An 18,451-nucleotide genomic window follows, 5' to 3' on the forward strand; every position below is an offset into this window, starting at 1 on the left:
CGGTCAGACCGCGAGCAGGGTCGCCAGCGGGCAGCCGAGCCACTGCTGGCTGGCGCGATCGAGGGTGCTCTCATCCTCGTAACCGAGCTTGCTCGCCACCTGAGGAGCCTTGCTGCCGCTCTTGAGCAGACGCACCGCCTGCAGCAGCTGCCACTGCGCCCGCAGGGCATCGGCCGCCAGTGCCGGCTCACTGAGGCCGCGCTGCGCCAGCGCCTGCTGCCATGCCTCGTTGCCGCCAGCCTGGCCAGCGGCCAGCCCCTGCCAGGCGGTCTGCAGCGCAACATCCGCTTGCGGCTGGATGGGGCAGCCCTGCAGCTCGTCGAGCAGCACCTGCAGCCGGTGACCGTAGGCGCCGTGCCAGTCGCGGGGGCGCTGCCAGTCGGCCAGGCTGTCGAACAGGGGATCCAGCAGCGGGCCGGGTTGCAGCCAGCCCGCCTGGGCGGGCTGGTCGACACGCACCGAGCAGGTCAGCAGATCGTAACGGCAGCCGGCCAGCGGGCTGAACGCGGCAAGGGCATCGGCACAGAGCCAGAAGTGGCTTCCCGCCGTCAGCAGCAGCTCATGGGCGCCGAGTCGCAGCAGCGCCGCACCCCGTGCAATCCGCAGCAGTTGCCCTGCCGGTACGCGTTTGCGAACGCCGACTTGCAGATGGGGGGTGAAAAAATGCTGATGTTCGATGGCGTGATGCATGTAAAAACCCTGATATGATGCTGCCCGGAGGTAACGAAAATGGAAACCAGACGTAAAAAACGCTTCATTGCCGGAGCTGTCTGCCCGGCGTGCGGCAAAATGGACACCATGATGCTGTATATGGAGCATGGAGTCGAGAAGGTGACCTGCGTCGAGTGCGGGGACACCCAGGTGCAGACCGAGGCCGAGGTGGCCAGGGTAACCCGCGAGACCGAGCAGGTGATCGGGGTGTTTCGCCCGGAATAATGGAGGGGCAGAGCGCGGACGGTGCCCATCCCTCGGGCTGATGGCGGTCGCCGGCCTGCACGGACCAGCGCGCCGCTCACTCCCATGAGTGCCGGCCAACGGGATGGCGGGCTGCTTTGCATTGCCATCCCCTGCTGGCTTTTTCATCACGACTGAGCCGGGCCCACCATATGCTTGTCTGCCTTTTTGAGGTATTCTGGGCCCGTTTTTTTCTATCCGCAGGATCCCTGACATGAAAGTAGCTCCCCTGAGCGTGGTTACGCTGGAATACACGGTCACCGACGAACACGGTGAAGTCATCGACACCACTGTCGGTAAAGAGCCTCTGGTGTATCTGCACGGTACCCGTTATCTGGTCTCCGGCCTCGAAGCCGAGCTGGAAGGGCGCAGCGTGGGCGAGGCGTTCGACGTCACCCTGACGCCGAGCCAGGCCTATGGCGAGTACGACGAGAACCTGGTGCAAGAAGTGCCGGGCGAGCTGTTCGACGGCATGGAAGTGTCTGAAGGGGATACTTTTGTGGCCGAGACCGACGAAGGTCACCGTCCGGTGACCGTGGTCGAAGTGTCCGAAGAGTTCGTTAAGGTGGATGGCAACCATCCGCTGGCCGGCGTGACCCTGGGCTTCAAGGTCGAGATCAAGGACGTGCGCGCCGCCACTGCCGAAGAGCTGGCCCACGGCCACGTGCACGGTGCCGGTGGTTGCGGTCACGATCATGGCCACGACCACGATCATGGTCACGACCATGAACACGGCGGTTGCTGCGGCGGTGGTCATCACGGCCACGATCACGGTCATGACCACGGCGACGACCATGGTCACGGCGGCTGCTGCGGTGGCGGCGGTTGCGGTGGCAAGGGCCATCAGCACTGATCTCGGCGTTGCCGATGATAAAAAACCCGCGCCTGGCGCGGGTTTTTTATGGCTGCGCACTCAGTAGTGCGGCGGCGGGGTCTCTTCGGCCATGCTGGCGATCTGGCTTGGCTGCACGCTCTGCAGCTTGTCCACCAGCAGCTGGATCCGATGCTTGAGCCGATCCAGCTCGCGCCCCTGGGTAGTGACCTCCTCGTTGAGCTGCTCCACCGTGTATTCGGCAAAGGCGAGGCGGCTTTCCAGGGTTTCGAGGCGATCGTTTAATTGCTGACTCATGGGCCTTTTGGTCCTTACTTGATAGTCCAGATTTCGGCCAGGCCGCTGGAGCTGGCACTGACAAGGTGGCTATTGTCGCGCAAAGCCACGCCGTAGACCACTGCGCTCGGTGGTTTCACCTTGGGATGGGGCGAGACGCGCCAGCTCTGCAGCAGGCTGCCGTCGCTCACCTGCCACAGGGAGAGCTGGCGGGAGGGGGCGCCGGTGATGAGCCACTTGCCGTCGTTGGCAAAGCGCGCCGTGGTGTAGACCTCGAAGCGGTGGTCGAACTGCAGCCGGCTCAGCTCCTTGCCGGTTTTCAGATCCCAGATGCTGGCCTGGCGGCTGTCGGCGGTGAAGGCGAGCCGTCCGCTCGGGTCTAGCCGGGCCAATACCACCCGGCCGGCGTGGTTGAAGCGCCACACCACCTGGCCGCTGCGGGTATCCCACAGGTAGGCGCTGTAGTCGTTGCCGCCGGTGAGGGCGTAACGGCCGTTGGGGGAGATGTCGACTGTGTTGACCTGCTCGGTGTGGCCGAGGAATTGCAATCTGCGGCCGGTGCGGGTGTCCACCACCTCCGCCTTGCCGTCTTCCCGGCCGATCAGCACCTGGCGGCCGTCGGCGGAGAGGGCGATGTCCCTCAGCCTGGATTCAGGAAGCGAATAGTAGCCTTGGGACTGGCCATCCTTGAGGCGCCAGATCCCGAAGGTATTCAGGCTGGCGGTCACGGCGTGGCTGTTGTCCGCCGAGAAGCGGGTAATGATGACGAAGTCGTCCGGATTGTCGGACTGGCGCCAGCGCCAGCGCTCCTTGTCCTGCTCCAGGTCCCACACTACCGTGCCCTGGCCCAGGCTGGAGACGATGGCCTGCTTGCCGTCACTGGCCAGATCGGCGCTCAGCAGCCCCTGGCTGGCGAGGGTCAGTTGCCGGTCCGGCGATGAGCTCTGTTCGCAGCCTGTCAGTATCAGGCAAACCGCGACGAGATAAATGGCACTTTTTATCATTTTTCCTGTCTCATGCTTTCGTTACCTGCGATCACGGCGTTAGTATAAGGCGCTTATCACGATAAACCTCTCATTTCACGAAGGAACCGAGAGCGGTATTTAGAGTTTTGGAGAAACTGATGAACAATTTTCTGAAGGTGTCCCTGTTGGCTGCGGCGGTTGCCGTAGGTCTGACTGCTTGCCAAAAAGACGAGAAGACTGCTGCGAATACCGCAGAGGTCAAGGCAGAAGCCAGCAAGCCGGCAGAGGCCCCCAAGGCTGAAGCCAAGAGCTTTGAAGAGCAATCCGGCTATGCAATTGGCCTCTCCATGGGTCGTTATATCGCCAATACCCTGGAGCGCCAGCAGGAGCTCGGCATAAAACTGGACAATGCCGTAATCCTGAAGGGCGTCACCGACGGTCTGGGCAAAGAAGCCAAGATGACCGACGAGGATATCCAGAAGGTTCTGCAGCAATACGATGCCAAGATCAACGAGCTGACCAAGGCCAAGGCTGACAAGGATGCGGTGGAAAACCTGAAGAAGGGTGAAGAGTACCTGGCCGCCAACGCCAAGAAAGAGGGCGTGAAGAGCACCGAATCCGGCCTGCAATACCAGGTCGAGAAGATGGGTACCGGCGCCAAGCCGAAGGCCACCGACATCGTCAAGGTACACTACACCGGTACCCTGACCGACGGCACCAAGTTCGACAGCTCCGTCGATCGCGGCGAGCCGGCCACCTTCCCGCTCAACCAGGTGATCCCGGGTTGGACCGAAGGCGTGCAGCTGATGCCGGTCGGTTCCAAGTTCAAGTTCTTCCTGCCGTCCAAGCTGGCCTATGGCGAGCACGGTGCAGGCTCCATCCCGGCCAACGCCGTGCTGGTGTTCGACGTTGAGCTGCTGGCCATCGAGAAGCCGGCTGCCGATGGCGAGAACGCCAAGAAGTAAACGGCCCGCGTTGAAAAAACGGCTCCTTAGGGAGCCGTTTTTGCTTGTATATCCTGCCGAATGGCGGGATAAAAGAGAGAGTCGCCAACTGTGCTAAGATGGCGAAATAGACAACAAAATCAATTGCAAGGATGGCGCCGTGGCGGAAAGCAAACCCCGAGTTCTGCTGGTGGAAGATACCCGCAGTCTGGCAGTGGTCTATGAACAGTATCTGGTCCAGGATGGCTATGAGGTGCTGCGGGCCGACTGTGGCCAGCAGGCCCTGGCCCAGCTGCTGAGCAGCCCACCCCCCGTGGTGCTGCTGGATCTCGAGCTGCCCGACATGTCCGGCATGGACATTCTGCAGCAGATCACCGAACAGCAGCTGCCCTGCTCGGTGGTGGTGATCACCGCCCACGGCTCGGTGGACGTGGCGGTGGAGGCGATGCGGCTCGGCGCCTTCGACTTTCTGACCAAGCCGTTTGACGGCAAGCGGCTGTGCGCCACCGTTCGCAACGCCTTCAAGCACCAGCAACTCAGCTCGCTGGTGGCCCAGTACCGGGAGAACTTCGAGCGCAGCTCGTTTGCCGGTTTTATCGGTGCTTCCATGCCGATGCAGGCGGTCTATCGCATCATAGAGAGCGCGGCGCCGAGCAAGGCGACCGTGTTCATCACCGGCGAGAGCGGTACCGGCAAGGAGGTGTGCGCCGAGGCCATCCACCAGTGCAGCCCGCGTCGCGAGCAACCCTTCATCGCCCTCAACTGTGCAGCCATTCCCCACGACCTGATGGAGAGCGAGATCTTCGGTCACGTGAAGGGGTCGTTCACCGGCGCCCAGGGGGATCGCAAGGGGGCGGCCAGCCTGGCGGATGGTGGCACCCTGTTCCTCGACGAGATCTGCGAGATGGATCTCGACCTGCAGAGCAAGCTGTTGCGCTTCATCCAGACCGGCACCCTGCAGCGGGTCGGCAGCGGCAAGCTGGAGACGGTGGACGTGCGCTTCGTCTGCGCCACCAACCGGGATCCTCTGGTGGAGGTGAAAGCAGGGCGTTTTCGCGAGGATCTCTACTACCGGCTGCACGTGATCCCGCTGAGCCTGCCGCCCCTGCGCGAGCGGGGCGAGGACATACTGCTGCTGGCGCGCAACCTGTTGCAGAGCTATGCCAAGGAAGAGAGCAAGCGTTTCAAGGATTTCGATGCCGAGGCGGCGCGGGTGCTGCTCGACTACCCCTGGCCCGGCAACGTGCGCGAGCTGCAGAACGTGGTGCGCAACATAGTGGTGCTCAACGATCGCGAGTTGGTGAGCCCTGACATCTTGCCGCCGCCCCTCAATGGCAGCCGGGGGGGCCTGCCGCTGGCGGTATCCGCACCGGCGCCGGTCGGCAGCACCGAGCCTGTGATGTCCAATGCCCCGATCCGCCCGCTCTGGCTGGTGGAAAAAGAGACCATAGAGCAGGCCATCGCCAGCTGTGACGGCAACATTCCCAAGGCGGCGGCCCTGCTGGAGATCAGCCCCTCCACCATCTATCGCAAGAAACAGAGCTGGGAAGAGGCGAGCCTGGTCTGACGTCCTGAGGCTACCCCCTCGGGGGATGAAGCGTGCGGGGCGGCCCATTGGCCGCCCCGCTGCGTTTCTGACGATGGTTGACTAGAGCTTGCCCAGCGCCTTGAGTCTGGCCAGCCGCTCGGCCTCGTTGGCCTTGAGCCAGCGATCCTGCGACAGCAGAAACCAGGCACGGGCGAAGTATTCGGCGGCGGCCGGATCATCCAGCACCAGCGCATTCTCCCCCAGCTCTTCGAACACATAGCCATCCTCGGGCGCGCCGGCGGCAGCCATGTCGTCCTTCAGCTGGGTCAGCTCGGCCCGGGCCTGCTCGTGTTGTTCCTGGGCCCGGCTCAGGCGGGCCAGACTCCAGCGGGCGATAAAGGCCTTGGCCTGATTGTTGTGCTGCTCGTGCCAGGCCAGGCATTTTTGCTGGCACTGGCGGGCCTCTTCCAGCCGGCCCAGTTCGAACAGGGTCCAGCCCTGATTGTTGTAGAGGGTGGCGAGCCAGCCGCGCACCTTTGGATCCTGACTGCGCTCCGCCAGCTCCATCGCCAGCTGATGCCAGCGGCTCTGCTCCTCCAGCGGGGCGGCGATGGCCACCATGTGGGCCGCATCGATGGCGAGATAGAGCTCCTTGTGCTTGAGCCCAAGCTGCCACGCCTGTTCAAACAGCGTCCTGGCACTGGCCTTGTCGCCGGCGGAGTTGAAGGTGCGGCCGCGCTCCAGCAAGGCGCGCAGGCGGGCCCGCGGGGTCGCCTCGGTGAGGCGGGGCTCTATCTCGTCGAGCAACTGGTGCGCCTCGGCAAACTGACGTTGCAGCGAATGGGTGCGGGCTATCTGGGTGAGCAGTTCCAGCTCGTATTGCAGGTCGGCGGCGGCGCGCGCCTCGGGCAGCCGAGCATGAAAACGCAGGGCAGTGGCGGCGGGGTCCTTGTAATCCCACTGCGCCATGAAATCAGGCGGATTGTCCATCTGGCCTCCTTGCTGGCGATCCTTTCACCAAGATGCCTGCAAGCCATTGTTTGTACAAGGGGCCCTCGTCACAGAGCGCCCCTTGAGTAATGGCAACGGCTGCGGCCAGCCGGTCAGTAGACCATGGCCAGGCTCATCAGCATCAGGCCGAGGGCGGCGAAGGCTCCCTCCTTGATGGCGAGGCGCGGCACCAGTGCCTTGGGCAGAGCCGGAAACAGGCTGAGGGCAAAGCCGAGCCCCGGCATCAGCCAGTGGAAGGCCGGGTTGCGCAGGCTCGGGTCTGCCGCACCATTGATGATGATGAGCAGAATGAAGAGGGTGAAGGCGGGCAGGATGAACCAGCGGGCGCTGCCGGCCGCGACCGCTCGCAGCGGCGAGATGCGATAGAGCAGCAGGGTCACGATAAACAGCACCAGAGGGGCCAACAGGTAGAGGGGAGCCGGGTTCATAACGGGTATCCTGAAAAAGGGGGTAAACAGCAGTGGCGGGATTTAATCAGCCCGCAGCCGGGATGACCAGCCACAAGGGCCCGGGCTGTGAAGAAGATCCCAGGCAAAGGTTTGCCGGTGGTGTCTCAGCGCAGCCAGTACCAGGCGGCAAAGCCGAGCCAGCTCAATCCCAGCAGCAGCCAGGGCAGGGGATGCTGGCGGGTCACTTCCACCAGTTCGACGAGGTCGTCCTGCTCCTCATCCTGCTGCGCTGGGTGAGACTGTTTGGCCTTGGCCTGCAGTTTTTTCTGGCGATTGGCCTCGCGGGCCCGCGCCTTCATCTGCTTCTTGTATTCGTCTATGCCTTTCTGGATCCCCTGGGCGATCAGCTGGGTCTGCTCCTTGGTCTGTCCCGGTTTCTGGTTGGCGCGGGCAATTTTCATCGCCTCCTGCTGGGTCTCGGGGGAAATCTTGTCGTACTTCGCCATCAAAGGGTCTCCTCGGCATCGATTGGCGGGAAGTATGCCATAAAAACGGCGCCCTCAGGCGCCGTTGCAACAGCTTGTGAGCCGGATCAGGGCTTGTAGTAGGTCACGGTCGCATAGGGCAGCGGATTGAGGGTGCCCTGGGACTCGGCGTACTCCATGAACATCTCGTTCTCGCCCACGCCGGAGTCGACGTAGTCACCCTTGTTGGGCAGCTCTTCGCGCTTGAGCAGACCGCTGTAGCCATCCTTGCCGGAGGCGATGTAGGTGTTGGCACCAACGCGGTAGACCTTCTCGTCATCCAGCGGCAGCCACTGGCCGTTGGCGTCCAGCATCTCCAGCTTGGTGATGCGGGAGCCCTTGGCCAGCTTGCCGTCATAGGTGTAGCTCAGGTGGCCGACGTAGGGGAAGGCACCGCTGGAGGCGGCGATCCCGGTCTCCAGACCGATGGAGTAGTCAACGGCATACTCCAAGGTGGCACGCACGTCCTTGCCCTTGAGGTTGAAGGCGGCGATCTTGTTGCCAAACGGCAGCAGGGTACCCATCACGTAACCGACCGAGAGCGGGCCCGCGTTCACGTCGGCACGCACGCCACCGGCGTTCTGGATGGTGAAGTCCACCTTGGTGTTGAGCTTGTTGAGCTTCCAGTAGAGGGATTCGGCCACCAGGGGATCGATGAGGCCGGCGCCGTCCGGGGTGGTCGGCACGCGCACGTGGGGCAGCTTGGTCGGCACGTCGGCGATGATCTTGGCCTCGAGCTCGGCCACGGCCGGCTTGTACTCGGTGTCGATCACGTCGCGCATGGCGGTGTCTTCCGGCACGATCTCGATGACCGGGGACTTGCTGATGAAGTCGACCACGTTGGTCTGCTCGGTGCCGCTCAGCGGAACCTTCTTCTTGGCCACTTCCTTGGTGAAGTCGTCGCCGGTCATCAGGGTGTTGCGCCCTTCACACTTGGTGAGCTCGCCTTCCTTGCTCAGGGAGACGTTGACCAGGCCGTAGCCCTTGGCCCATTCACCGGCCTGCACGATACAGGTCTTGCCACCGTCCGGGTTGTTGACGATCTGGGCATAGGTGTTGTCGTCGGCCGGGTTCTGGTTGTGGGCGGTGTAGCCGATGCTGTTGAGCTCGGTGATGTCACCGAGGAAGGTCTGGGAGTGACCGCCGACGATCAGGTCGATGCCGTTGACGGCCTTGGCGACCGCCTGGTCATTTTGCAGGCCGATATGGGTGACCATGATGATCTTGTTGGCACCTTTGGACTTGAGGGTATCGACCATTTTCTGGGCGGTCTCAATCATCGGCAGGAATTGGGTGTCTTTGTCCGGTGAGGAAATATCATGCATATTTTCCAGCACCAGTCCGAAAATACCCACGCTCTCGCCATTGACTTCCTTAATGACATATTCGTGAATATTCTCGCTGTCCTTCAGGGTGGCGCTACTGGATTTCACCATATTGGAAGCCAATACCGGGAAATTCACCCGTGAGACGAAGTCTTTAATTGCCTGGTTGCCCAGATCGAATTCATGGTTGCCGAGCACCATGGCATCGATACCCATGTCGGAGAGCAGTCGGGACTCCTCTTCCCCCTTGAACTGGGTGAAGTAGAGGGTGCCCTGGAAGGCGTCACCACCGTTGAGCACCATGAAGTTGCGGCCTTCGCTGGCCGCCTGGCTGCGCAGCTCGTCCAGCTTGAACTTCAGGCGCGGATAGCCGCCCAGCTTGGCGTTGAACTTGAATAGCTCCTGCCCGCTCGGCTGGATCGCCAGGGCATTTTCGGTCGGGTCGAGGTGGGCGTGGGTATCATTGATGTGGGCAATGGTCAGATCCAGCGGAATATGTTCCTTGCTGCTGTTTTCTGAATTGCAGGCGGTCAGCCCGAACAGGGTAATTGAGACGGTGACGGCCAGTAGCGTCTTCTTCATCGGTAATATTCCTCTTGTTGTTATAGTCCTGTATATCGTTCCTGCATGACAGGAGTGTGGCGATTCTAGGCAAAAAGTAATAATTGGAAATAAACAGAGCTGATTCTTTTGAGCTACTGCACATTAATAAAGCAAATAAACGTTTGCGTGATTTTGCGCAGCAGGACAGGGGCGCGGCGGGGATTTTCCATCAGCACGGCGGGTGATGCAACCCTGCCGTGCCCGGGCGGGATTCAGGGTGTTGAAATGATGTTCAGCCGCTGCAGAAATTGTTGCGGGGTGAGCGGGCGACCATAGAGATAGCCCTGCAGGTAGTCGACGTGACGCTCGGTGAGAAAGTCCGCCTGCTCCCGGGTCTCGACCCCCTCGGCGATGGTTTTCAACCCCAGCCGGGTGGCCAGGTTGATGGTGCTGTCGAGAATGTGACGGGAGAGGGCGTTGGTGCCGATCATGGCGACGAAGCTCTGGTCGATCTTGAGATAGTCCACGTGAAACTGCTGCAGATAGGTGAGGCTGGAGTGGCCGGTACCAAAGTCGTCCAGCCCTATCCTGACCCCCATCTGCCGCAACTCGTCAAACAGCTGCCCGGTGAGCTGGTTGGGGGTGATGAGCTCGCGCTCGGTCAGCTCCAGCACCAGGGTGACCTCGTTGGCGGCAAAGGCGGCGAGAAAGGTGCGGCAGTCATCCACCAGGCTCAGCTGCTGGCAGTGACGGGCACAGATGTTGAAGCTGAAGTGGAAGCGGGGTGGCAGCGCCGCCGCATGGGGGGCGAACTGCAGTCGCACCTGCTGCATCAGGGTCTGGGTCATCAGGATGATGAGGCCGCTCTCCTCCGCCAGCGGGATGAAGAGATCCGGTCGGATCAGCCCCTGGCTGTGATGCTGCCAGCGCATCAGCACCTCGCAGCCGTGCAGCTGGCCACTCTGGCTGACGACGATGGGTTGCAGATAGGGGATGAACTCCTGCTTGATGATGGCGCGTCTGAGCTCCTGGGTCGGGGTCGAGATATGGCTCCACCAGCGGTAGGTGGCGAGGCCGGCCAGCCCTCCCAGGAGCAGGATCAGCAGTATGATGGAGCTCTGTTTTTGCAAGGTGGTGGTCAGCACGGCGCTCAGCGGAAATCCCTGATTGAGGCTGTAGTTGAATGCCGCCGAGTCGAGTCGGTAGTTGAAGCCCCGCAGCCTGGGCGGTTGGCCATCGTGCACCTTGCCACGCAGGTCGAGCCACTGCTCGCCTATCTGTACCCAGCTGTGCGCCCCGGCGAGGCGCCACTGCAGCGGTTTGCTCAGGTGATAGGGGTTGATGGCGACCACCACGGCGTTATTCCCCTCACTCAGGTGATAAAACAGCAGCGACGGCTTGCGTCCGAGCCGGGTCACGGCCTCCAGTCTGAGTCGCTCGTGGCGAGCGTCCTGCAGCCGGTCCTCGAGATCGATCTCGTCGAAGATGGAGGAGCAGTAGAGGCGGCCGTTGCGGGAGAGGTTGATCGAGCGCACATAGGGGGAGGTGGCGACCAGCACCCGCAGCTCCCGGGCCACCTCGCGACAGGGGCGGCTGGCCAGCGGCAGGGCCGCCCTGGCCGCCTGGGTCGAATGGGAGAGAGCGCTGTCGATCTGCATGATGGCGCGTTCGGCGGCGGTCTGGGCCTGCTGCCGGGTCATCGACCAGGTTTGCCAGTAGAGGGTGGCAAGGGAGATGAGGATCAGGATGGCGCAGCAGAGCAGGCTGGCCAGGAGACGAGGCATGTTGCTGCTACGCAGAAAGGGGAACACCATGTACCACGCCTCGTGAAGGTTCAATTGAACAAAAAAAGGTCGGACATACTACACAATCACACCTCAATCTCCTAGCCACTACAAGGGGCTTCAGCGACCTCCAAAAAGCAAAGGCGGCCCGCAGGCCGCCTTTATCCGTCATCTCTGGCTGGTCGAGCTTACAGCTGCTCGATGCCGACGATGTGCCAGGGTGCATTGTCCTTGGCCAGGTTGCGCTCGAGGTGCCACACCTCCTTGATGTCCTCCTCTACCTGCTCCTGGCGATCCATGTAGCGGCCGCTGAAGCGCACGCTCACCTGGGCCCAGTCGCTGCCGTAGTCGGCGCGCACCAGCTGGGTATCCACATACATCACCTCGGTGTGCTGCTCACCGGTCAGCTCGGCGCGGTCGGCCTTGAGCTGCTCGAACAGCTCGGGGCTGACGTATTCGCGGATCTTCTCCAGATCGTTCTTGTTCCAGGCTTCCTGCAGGGTGCGGTAGTGATCGCGGGCACCGGCCAGGAAACCGTTCATGTCAAAACCTGGCGGCAGGCGGAACGGCACGTCGCTGTCGGCGAAACCGGTGGCCTGCGGGGCGCTGTGGTTCTGCTCGAACTGCTGGGGAGCCGCACTCTGGGGCGGCTGATAGCCGGCATAGGCCGTCTGTTGCTGCTGCGATGCCGCCATCTTGCCCTTGCGCAGGGTGCGGAACAGGAATACGCCGCCCAGTGCCAGCAGGGCGATCAGCAGGAAGTCCATCCCTTGCAGGCCTTCGAAGGCACCGCTGCCCAGCAGGTAGGCGAACAGGCCGCCGGCCAGCAGACCACCCAGCAGACCACCCATCATGCCGCTCTTTTTCGGCGGGGTCTGGGCGCCCACGGTGGGGTTCTTGGTGTCGACCGGCTTGGCGGCGGGCTGGGCCGGCGCCGTCTTGTAGCTCTTGCCGAAGGATTTGCCGCCGCCAAACTTCTTGGCTTCGGCGTGAGGTGCCCCCAGGCCAATGGCCAGGATCACGGCAAACAGGGTCAGCATCTTTTTCATTTTGACTCTTTTCACTCTCGTCTGTGGGTGGGGCATGCTCTGCTTTGGCAAGCTCAGCGAGGCGCATGGCAGGCTGCATGTCCCTAAATGTGTCGCAGCTTGGGCCGATATGTACCATGATTGGCATGAATTATTCATGAACGAAGAACCACGTCGTGTGGGTGTCAATGGCAGGAGTGTGTCCCATGAAAAACAGACGGTTGAGCCGCAAGGAGCGCAAACTGCGCAGCAAAACCAGACAGAGCAAGGGTGAACTGACCCTGGTCTGGCCCTTTATCGTGGTTTGAGCCCCGTTTTGCGCGGCAACGGAGATCAGGAGGCGATGGCAGCAACCAACAGGAGGGCGGTTGGGCCACAGAGAAGTGAATAGCGCGTATTTGCGCTCGCGATGGCGGGGTTTCTTTTGTAAAATTCCCGTCCCCTTCCCGCTGCGGTTTTTATGTGTATGGCAGAGCAAGTGACGGCGAAAAAAGACGCCAAGACACAACAGCTGAAAGTACCTCCCCACTCTTTTGAGGCCGAACAGTCCGTACTGGGCGGCCTGATGCTGGACAACGAGGCCTGGGATCGGGTCGCCGAACGGGTGATCGACAAGGATTTCTACAGCCGCCCGCACCGCCTGATCTTCCAGGCCATGACCCGCCTCTCCAACGCGGGCAACCCCATCGACCTCATCACCCTGCAGGAGGAGCTCGAGCGCTCCGAGCAACTGGAGGAGGCCGGTGGCTTCGCCTATCTGGTGGAGATCGCCAAGAACACCCCGAGTGCCGCCAACATCAGCGCCTACGCCGAGATAGTGCGTGAGCGGGCGGTGGTGCGGGAGATGATCTCGGTCGCCAACGAGATAGTCGAAGCGGGTTACGAGCCCCAGGGCCGTACCTCCAACGATCTGCTGGATCTTGCCGAGAGCAAGGTGTTCCAGATCGCCGAGCAGCGCACCAGTGCCAATGAGGGCCCCCAGCCGCTCAAGCTCATCCTCGAGCAGACCGTCGACAAGATTGAAGAGCTGTTCAAAACCCCCCACAACGGGGTGACCGGCGTCTCGTCCGGCTACAACGACCTGGACAAGATGACCGCTGGCCTGCAGCGCTCGGATCTGGTCATCGTCGCGGCCCGTCCCTCCATGGGCAAGACCACCTTTGCCATGAACCTGTGCGAGCACGCAGCGCTCACCGCCGACAAGCCGGTGCTTATCTTCTCCCTCGAGATGCCCTCCGAGCAGATCATCATGCGTATGCTCGCCTCGGTGGGGCGCATCGACCAGACCAAGGTGCGGACCGGTCAGCTCGACGACGAGGATTGGGCCCGGCTCTCCTCCACCATGGGGCTGCTGCTGGAGAAGGGCAAGATGTACATCGACGACTCCTCCGGCCTGACCCCGACCGAAGTGCGCTCGCGCGCCCGTCGGGTGGCGCGGGACAACGGCGGCATCAGCATGATCATGGTGGACTACCTGCAACTGATGCGGGTGCCCAGCCTCTCCGACAACCGTACCCTGGAGATCGGTGAAATCTCCCGCTCCCTCAAGGCGCTGGCGAAAGAGCTGCAGTGCCCGGTAGTGGCGCTCTCCCAGCTGAACCGAAGCCTGGAACAGCGCGCCGACAAGCGTCCGGTCAACTCGGACCTTCGTGAATCGGGCTCCATCGAGCAGGATGCGGACTTGATCATGTTCATCTACCGCGACGAGGTCTATCACGACGACAGCCCCGACAAGGGGATCGCCGAGATCATCATCGGCAAACAGCGTAACGGCCCCATCGGCCGGGTGCGGCTCACCTTCCAGGGGCAGTTCTCGCGTTTTGACAACTACGCGGGTCCGGCGTTTGATGATGACTACTGATCATCAGGTGACCCGCTCTGCGTGCGTCACCCTGATGATGGTAAAGAGAGTTCCATAAACAGTTTTCCCGGTTCGACAATTCTGCCGGTCCGGCCTTAGACGATGACATTTGAGGGCTGACACCACCCGGTGCCTGACGCGTTGGCGCGTTATCATGCCCTCGTAAGGGAAAACAGATGAAAGCGGCTATCGCCCAAATCAATACAGCGGCCCTGCGCCACAACCTCGCCGTGGTCAAACGCCACGCCCCCCAATGCAAGATCATTGCGGTGGTCAAGGCCAACGCCTATGGCCACGGTTTGCTGCCGGTTGCCCGTACCCTGGTGGATGCGGACGCCTACGCGGTGGCCCGCATCGAAGAGGCGCTGATGCTGCGCTCCTGCGCCGTGGTCAAGCCCATCGTGCTGCTGGAGGGCTTCTTCAGCGCCGCCGACCTGCCGGTGCTGGCGGCCAACAACCTGCAGACCGCGGTGCACACCTGGGAGCAGCTCGAAGCGCTGGAGCAGGCCGAGCTGCCTGCCCCCGTGGTAGCTTGGCTCAAGCTCGACACCGGCATGCACCGGCTCGGGGTACGGGCTGATGAGATGCCTGCCTTTATCGAGCGGCTCGGCAAGTGCAAGAACGTGGTGCAGCCGTTCAACATCATGACCCACTTCAGCCGCTCCGATGAGCTGGAGCAGCCCACCACCCGCGAGCAGATCGATCTGTTCAGCCAGCTGACCGCGCCGCTGTTGGGCGAGCGGGCCATGGCCAACTCGGCGGGCATCCTGGCCTGGCCGGATTCCCACTGCGACTGGGTGCGCCCGGGCGTCATTCTCTACGGCGTATCGCCCTTCCCCAATACGGTGGCGGCGGATTATGACCTGCAGCCGGTGATGACCCTCAAGACACAACTGATTGCGGTGCGGGATCACAAGGCGGGCGAGCCGGTGGGCTATGGCGCCAACTGGGTGTCGGATCGCGATACCCGGCTCGGGGTCATCGCCATCGGTTACGGCGACGGTTATCCACGGATGGCCCCCAACGGCACGCCTGTGCTGGTCAATGGCCGCATCGTACCCCTGGTGGGGCGGGTCTCCATGGACATGACCACGGTGGATCTCGGCCCAGGCGCCACCGACAAGGCCGGCGACGAGGCGGTGCTGTGGGGCGAGGGGCTGCCGGTGGAGCGGGTGGCCGATCAGATCGGCACCATCCCCTACGAGCTCATCACCAAGCTCACCTCCCGCGTCTTTATGGAATACGTCTAGCTGCCGTGAGCGCCAAACGTGAAAAAGCCCCGCATGCGGGGCTTTTTTTATGATGTTGTTGCGACCTGCAGCTTCTTCTTACTGCCTGTGCATCCGCACGAACTTCTCCATCAGCTGCTCTTCGGTTTCAACGTGGGCTGGATCCCAGATAATGCAGTCGATGGGGCAGACGCTGATGCAGGTCGGCTTCTCGTAGTGACCGACGCACTCGGTGCAGCGACTGGGGTCGATCTCGTAGATCTCCTCACCGAGGCTGATAGCCTGGTTCGGACACTCGGGATCGCACATGTCACAGTTGATGCACTTGTCGGTGATGAGCAGGGACATCTCAGGCGGCCGAGTGGGGCTGACGGGTGTCCTCGCGCTCGCCGAGGTTGCGCAGCAGGATGCCGTAGTTAACGTCCACTTCCTTCGGTACCGGCACGTAGACCACGTGGCCGTTGCCCGGCGCGGTGTCGATGAGCTCGCCCTTGCGGTTCTGCATCTGCTCCAGATTGAAGCTGAGGTTGCCCTGCGGGGTCATCAGCTCCAGGCTGTTGCCCACCAGGAACTTGTTCTTCACCTCGACTTCCACCATGTCACCGTTGCGACCGGTGATCTCGCCGACGAACTGCTGGGTGTCGGAGACCGAGTAGCCGTAGTCGTAGTTCTGGTATTCGCTGTGGTTGTGACGGCGCAGGAAGCCCTCGGTATAGCCGCGGTGGGCCAGGTTCTCGAGGGTGCCCATCAGGCTGCGGTCAAACGGCCGGCCGGCCACCGCATCATCGATCGCTTTGCGATAGACCTGGGCGGTGCGCGCGCAGTAGTAGAAGGACTTGGTACGGCCTTCGATCTTGAGCGAATGCACGCCCATCCTGGTCAGCCGCTCCACGTGCTCGACGGCGCGCAGATCCTTGGAGTTCATGATGTAGGTGCCGTGCTCGTCCTCGAACGCGCTCATGTACTCGCCCGGACGGTTGGACTCTTCCAGCAGCACCAGCGCATCGGTCGGTTTGCCGGCGCCCAGAGTCGGGTCCACTTTCTGCACGGCGATGGGCTCCTGACGATGGACGATTTGGCCCACCTCGTCCTCTTTACCCTCGTGCACCTTGTACTCCCAGCGGCAGGAGTTGGTGCAGGTGCCCTGGTTGGGATCGCGTTTGTTGATGTAGCCGGAGAGCAGGCAGCGGCCGGAGTAGGCCATGCACAACGCTCCGTGGACGAACACTTCCAGCTCCATCTCAGGCACCTGCATGCGGATCTCTTCGATCTCGTCCAGCGACAGCTCGCGAGAGAGGATGGCACGGGTCAGGCCCATCTGATGCCAGAACTTCACCGTGGCCCAGTTGACCGCGTTGGCCTGCACCGAGAGGTGAATGGGCATGTCCGGGAAGGCTTCACGCATCATCATGATGAGACCGGGGTCGGACATGATCAGCGCATCCGGGTTCATCTCCACCACGGGGCGCATGTCGCGGATGAAGGTCTTGAGCTTGGAGTTGTGAGGCTGGATGTTGGCCACCACGTAGAACTGCTTGCCCAGCGCATGGGCTTCGTTGATGCCGAGCTGCAGGTTCTCGTGATCGAATTCGTTGTTGCGCACCCGCAGGCTGTAGCGGGGCTGGCCGGCATAAACGGCATCGGCGCCATAGGCGTAGGCGTAACGCATGTTCTTGAGGGAACCTGCGGGGGAGAGCAATTCTGGTTTAAACATGTCGGACTCTTATGTCTGATTGCAAATCAGGACGGCGCCACCTGATGGCGTCGTATGGGTTGAGCTGCGCCGGGAGTGGAGACTCACACCGCACACCCGGTCACGGCATACCCGGCATCGGCCGGATAAACGGGGTGCGAGATTGTACTCGCCCTCACCGCATCATGCAATTTGGCAGGGAATCATCCCCGGCGCGAGTCGACGGGTAAAATGGGCCGCTCAGGCCCAGCGGGAGAGGGGGGAAGGCATGGCGTAGGCGTAGCCCTGCTGATAGTCGCAGCCGAGCCGGTTGGCTGTCTCGATGTGCTGCAGGGTTTCGACCCCTTCGCACACCACCTTGATGCCAAGCCGCTGCAGGTACTCCACCAGACCGGTCAGCATGCGCAGGGCATGGGGTGTCTTGCTGGCTTGCAGCAGCAGGGAGCGATCCAGCTTGATGATCTCGTAGGGTAGCGCCATCACTCGCTGGAAGTTGCAGGCTTGGGTGCCAAAATCGTCGTAGGCGATGTGGGCACCGTGCTCGCGCAGCACCTCGATCAGCGCCCGATGCGGAGGGTGCAGTGGGGCGTGCTCCAGCACCTCGAACCAGATCTCGATCCCCAGCTTGCGCGCCTGCATCAGCACCAGCAGCAACAGGTTCTGATAGGTGGGGCTGCTCAGGGTCGGGTTGAGGTTGATGGAGAGCAGATAGGAGCCCACCTTTGCCAGGGTCGGTAGATCTCGCATGACGGCTCTGAGCATGACGATGTCCAGATGCAATGTCTGCTCCTCACTGAGAGAGGTAAAGTCGATGCCCTGATAGCTCAGCAGCGCCGGATCCCAGCGTCTGGCCAGCACCTCATAACCCTTGACCTGATGGTCCCGCCCTATGATCGGCTGATAGAAGGGCACAGCAAGCTCGGCCACCGGGATGCTTGCCATGTCACTCATTGGGTACTCTTCTTGAAATGCAAACACGGCACTCACCTGTTGACGGATATGGCCGTGGATAATAGCGGAGGGAGCGCGGAATGTTCTGTAGGAATTCTCTGATAATATGGATGAGTTAGCCGGCTGGATATATGGATGTGCCTCGATGAAATATATTTTTTATATAAAATCAATACTTCCTGACTGCAGGTAATCATGCAGAAGAGAAGTTAACCGGATGCTGGCATTAAATAACAGCGCCTAAATGTCGGCTTGAACAAGTATGTCAACGCTGTATGGCAGGTCAGCATGATTTGGTAACAATTGGGCACGCAAACTGGCGGGTGCCAAGGTGTTGGTGAGGGTTGCCATTCGTTGGATTACCCGTTAGCTGGCCTGCCTTGGTCACCACCTGAGCAGAGCAAAGTCGGCAGGACTTAGGTGGCGTTCCCTCTGGGGTCATCAACCAGGCCAGCAGGGGAGGGGCAAATCGAATGTTTATGAGAAACAGACTTGGTGACTGACAAAAAATATTGATGGCGAGTTTTCAATGTATTTTATCAAGGTTGTTTTCATGGAATCATAGCTTGGCGGGATATTTCGCAGGGATAATGATAGGGGGATTGTGGTGGGAA

18 protein-coding genes are annotated in these 18,451 nt (G+C 61.6%); 6 read left to right on the top strand and 12 right to left on the bottom strand.

Features of this window, described 5'->3' with window-relative positions; translation table 11 throughout:
• Positions 1-3 precede the first annotated feature (3 nt).
• Positions 4-690: a hypothetical protein gene (locus BN1143_RS02770; protein WP_042049592.1), complete on the bottom strand. Its 687-nt coding sequence runs from the start codon at positions 688-690 to the stop codon at positions 4-6.
• A gap of 39 nt (positions 691-729) precedes the next feature.
• Between BN1143_RS02770 and BN1143_RS02775 the strand changes: the two genes are divergently transcribed.
• Together BN1143_RS02775 and BN1143_RS02780 are read left to right on the top strand one after the other, a co-directional pair.
• Positions 730-936 carry a YheV family putative zinc ribbon protein gene (locus tag BN1143_RS02775; protein ID WP_005303994.1) on the top strand — a complete coding sequence of 69 codons (207 nt, stop codon included), beginning with the start codon at positions 730-732 and terminating at the stop codon, positions 934-936.
• Between the two features lie 232 nt (positions 937-1,168).
• Complete coding sequence (locus BN1143_RS02780) at positions 1,169-1,807, top strand: FKBP-type peptidyl-prolyl cis-trans isomerase (RefSeq protein ID WP_005303992.1); 639 nt, start codon at positions 1,169-1,171, stop codon at positions 1,805-1,807.
• Between the two features lie 60 nt (positions 1,808-1,867).
• On the opposite strand, the gene BN1143_RS02785 is transcribed toward BN1143_RS02780, so the two are convergent.
• Together BN1143_RS02785 and BN1143_RS02790 are read right to left on the bottom strand one after the other, a co-directional pair.
• Positions 1,868-2,083 (bottom strand): SlyX family protein, encoded by a 216-nt coding sequence (locus BN1143_RS02785; RefSeq protein WP_005303987.1) that lies wholly within the window; start codon positions 2,081-2,083, stop codon positions 1,868-1,870.
• A gap of 14 nt (positions 2,084-2,097) precedes the next feature.
• Complete coding sequence (locus BN1143_RS02790) at positions 2,098-3,066, bottom strand: WD40 repeat domain-containing protein (RefSeq protein ID WP_010634893.1); 969 nt, start codon at positions 3,064-3,066, stop codon at positions 2,098-2,100.
• Between the two features lie 119 nt (positions 3,067-3,185).
• Here BN1143_RS02790 and fkpA point away from each other — a divergent pair, with 119 nt between their 5' ends.
• Together fkpA and BN1143_RS02800 are read left to right on the top strand one after the other, a co-directional pair.
• Positions 3,186-3,992 (top strand): FKBP-type peptidyl-prolyl cis-trans isomerase, encoded by an 807-nt coding sequence (gene fkpA, locus BN1143_RS02795; RefSeq protein ID WP_005303977.1) that lies wholly within the window; start codon positions 3,186-3,188, stop codon positions 3,990-3,992.
• Positions 3,993-4,131: 139 nt separating this feature from the next.
• Positions 4,132-5,538 (top strand): sigma-54-dependent transcriptional regulator, encoded by a 1,407-nt coding sequence (locus BN1143_RS02800; protein ID WP_042049593.1) that lies wholly within the window; start codon positions 4,132-4,134, stop codon positions 5,536-5,538.
• Between the two features lie 81 nt (positions 5,539-5,619).
• On the opposite strand, the gene BN1143_RS02805 is transcribed toward BN1143_RS02800, so the two are convergent.
• From BN1143_RS02805 to BN1143_RS02830, 6 genes are all read right to left on the bottom strand, one after another.
• Positions 5,620-6,489 (bottom strand): tetratricopeptide repeat protein, encoded by an 870-nt coding sequence (locus BN1143_RS02805; RefSeq protein ID WP_042049595.1) that lies wholly within the window; start codon positions 6,487-6,489, stop codon positions 5,620-5,622.
• Between the two features lie 113 nt (positions 6,490-6,602).
• The gene (locus BN1143_RS02810; protein ID WP_005303968.1) at positions 6,603-6,938 is read right to left on the bottom strand and encodes a hypothetical protein; all 336 of its coding nucleotides are present in this window, start codon (positions 6,936-6,938) and stop codon (positions 6,603-6,605) included.
• Positions 6,939-7,063: 125 nt separating this feature from the next.
• Entirely contained in the window at positions 7,064-7,405 is a 342-nt protein-coding gene (locus BN1143_RS02815; protein WP_042049596.1) for a DUF2956 domain-containing protein, read from the bottom strand.
• 86 nt (positions 7,406-7,491) lie between these two features.
• Positions 7,492-9,330 (bottom strand): bifunctional metallophosphatase/5'-nucleotidase, encoded by a 1,839-nt coding sequence (locus tag BN1143_RS02820; protein ID WP_010634889.1) that lies wholly within the window; start codon positions 9,328-9,330, stop codon positions 7,492-7,494.
• Positions 9,331-9,563: 233 nt separating this feature from the next.
• A complete protein-coding gene (locus BN1143_RS02825; protein ID WP_042049597.1) occupies positions 9,564-11,105 on the bottom strand; it encodes an EAL domain-containing protein in 1,542 nt (513 codons plus the stop codon).
• A 158-nt stretch (positions 11,106-11,263) separates the two neighbouring features.
• Positions 11,264-12,124 (bottom strand): Tim44 domain-containing protein, encoded by an 861-nt coding sequence (locus BN1143_RS02830; protein WP_005303956.1) that lies wholly within the window; start codon positions 12,122-12,124, stop codon positions 11,264-11,266.
• Positions 12,125-12,569: 445 nt separating this feature from the next.
• On the opposite strand from BN1143_RS02830, the gene dnaB reads away from it, so the two are divergent.
• Together dnaB and alr are read left to right on the top strand one after the other, a co-directional pair.
• Positions 12,570-13,964: a replicative DNA helicase gene (dnaB, locus tag BN1143_RS02835; RefSeq protein WP_010673258.1), complete on the top strand. Its 1,395-nt coding sequence runs from the start codon at positions 12,570-12,572 to the stop codon at positions 13,962-13,964.
• 176 nt (positions 13,965-14,140) lie between these two features.
• Positions 14,141-15,214, top strand: coding sequence for an alanine racemase (alr, locus tag BN1143_RS02840; protein WP_017784372.1), 1,074 nt, complete (start codon positions 14,141-14,143; stop codon positions 15,212-15,214).
• A 78-nt stretch (positions 15,215-15,292) separates the two neighbouring features.
• Here the strand turns inward: alr and BN1143_RS02845 are convergent, their stop codons facing one another.
• The 3 genes from BN1143_RS02845 to BN1143_RS02855 all read right to left on the bottom strand — a co-directional run bounded on the left by BN1143_RS02845 (position 15,293) and on the right by BN1143_RS02855 (position 17,864).
• Positions 15,293-15,541: a YfhL family 4Fe-4S dicluster ferredoxin gene (locus tag BN1143_RS02845; protein WP_005303946.1), complete on the bottom strand. Its 249-nt coding sequence runs from the start codon at positions 15,539-15,541 to the stop codon at positions 15,293-15,295.
• Position 15,542: 1 nt separating this feature from the next.
• Positions 15,543-16,907: a prephenate-dependent tRNA uridine(34) hydroxylase TrhP gene (gene trhP, locus BN1143_RS02850; RefSeq protein ID WP_005303943.1), complete on the bottom strand. Its 1,365-nt coding sequence runs from the start codon at positions 16,905-16,907 to the stop codon at positions 15,543-15,545.
• Between the two features lie 219 nt (positions 16,908-17,126).
• Complete coding sequence (locus tag BN1143_RS02855) at positions 17,127-17,864, bottom strand: EAL domain-containing protein (protein ID WP_042049599.1); 738 nt, start codon at positions 17,862-17,864, stop codon at positions 17,127-17,129.
• Positions 17,865-18,451: the final 587 nt, after the last annotated feature.

The organism is Aeromonas dhakensis, assembly GCF_000820305.1.
In the GTDB taxonomy this organism is placed as follows: domain Bacteria; phylum Pseudomonadota; class Gammaproteobacteria; order Enterobacterales; family Aeromonadaceae; genus Aeromonas; species Aeromonas dhakensis.

Coding starts and splice junctions, on each gene's coding strand:
- BN1143_RS02825 (WP_042049597.1), bottom strand. CDS start 11,105: ATGGTGTTCCCCTTTCTGCGTAGCAGCAACATGCCTCGTCTCCTGGCC.
- dnaB (WP_010673258.1), top strand. CDS start 12,570: ATGGCAGAGCAAGTGACGGCGAAAAAAGACGCCAAGACACAACAGCTG.
- BN1143_RS02775 (WP_005303994.1), top strand. CDS start 730: ATGGAAACCAGACGTAAAAAACGCTTCATTGCCGGAGCTGTCTGCCCG.
- trhP (WP_005303943.1), bottom strand. CDS start 16,907: ATGTTTAAACCAGAATTGCTCTCCCCCGCAGGTTCCCTCAAGAACATG.
- BN1143_RS02770 (WP_042049592.1), bottom strand. CDS start 690: ATGCATCACGCCATCGAACATCAGCATTTTTTCACCCCCCATCTGCAA.
- fkpA (WP_005303977.1), top strand. CDS start 3,186: ATGAACAATTTTCTGAAGGTGTCCCTGTTGGCTGCGGCGGTTGCCGTA.
- BN1143_RS02785 (WP_005303987.1), bottom strand. CDS start 2,083: ATGAGTCAGCAATTAAACGATCGCCTCGAAACCCTGGAAAGCCGCCTC.
- BN1143_RS02790 (WP_010634893.1), bottom strand. CDS start 3,066: ATGATAAAAAGTGCCATTTATCTCGTCGCGGTTTGCCTGATACTGACA.
- BN1143_RS02805 (WP_042049595.1), bottom strand. CDS start 6,489: ATGGACAATCCGCCTGATTTCATGGCGCAGTGGGATTACAAGGACCCC.
- alr (WP_017784372.1), top strand. CDS start 14,141: ATGAAAGCGGCTATCGCCCAAATCAATACAGCGGCCCTGCGCCACAAC.
- BN1143_RS02820 (WP_010634889.1), bottom strand. CDS start 9,330: ATGAAGAAGACGCTACTGGCCGTCACCGTCTCAATTACCCTGTTCGGG.
- BN1143_RS02845 (WP_005303946.1), bottom strand. CDS start 15,541: ATGTCCCTGCTCATCACCGACAAGTGCATCAACTGTGACATGTGCGAT.
- BN1143_RS02815 (WP_042049596.1), bottom strand. CDS start 7,405: ATGGCGAAGTACGACAAGATTTCCCCCGAGACCCAGCAGGAGGCGATG.
- BN1143_RS02830 (WP_005303956.1), bottom strand. CDS start 12,124: ATGAAAAAGATGCTGACCCTGTTTGCCGTGATCCTGGCCATTGGCCTG.
- BN1143_RS02810 (WP_005303968.1), bottom strand. CDS start 6,938: ATGAACCCGGCTCCCCTCTACCTGTTGGCCCCTCTGGTGCTGTTTATC.
- BN1143_RS02780 (WP_005303992.1), top strand. CDS start 1,169: ATGAAAGTAGCTCCCCTGAGCGTGGTTACGCTGGAATACACGGTCACC.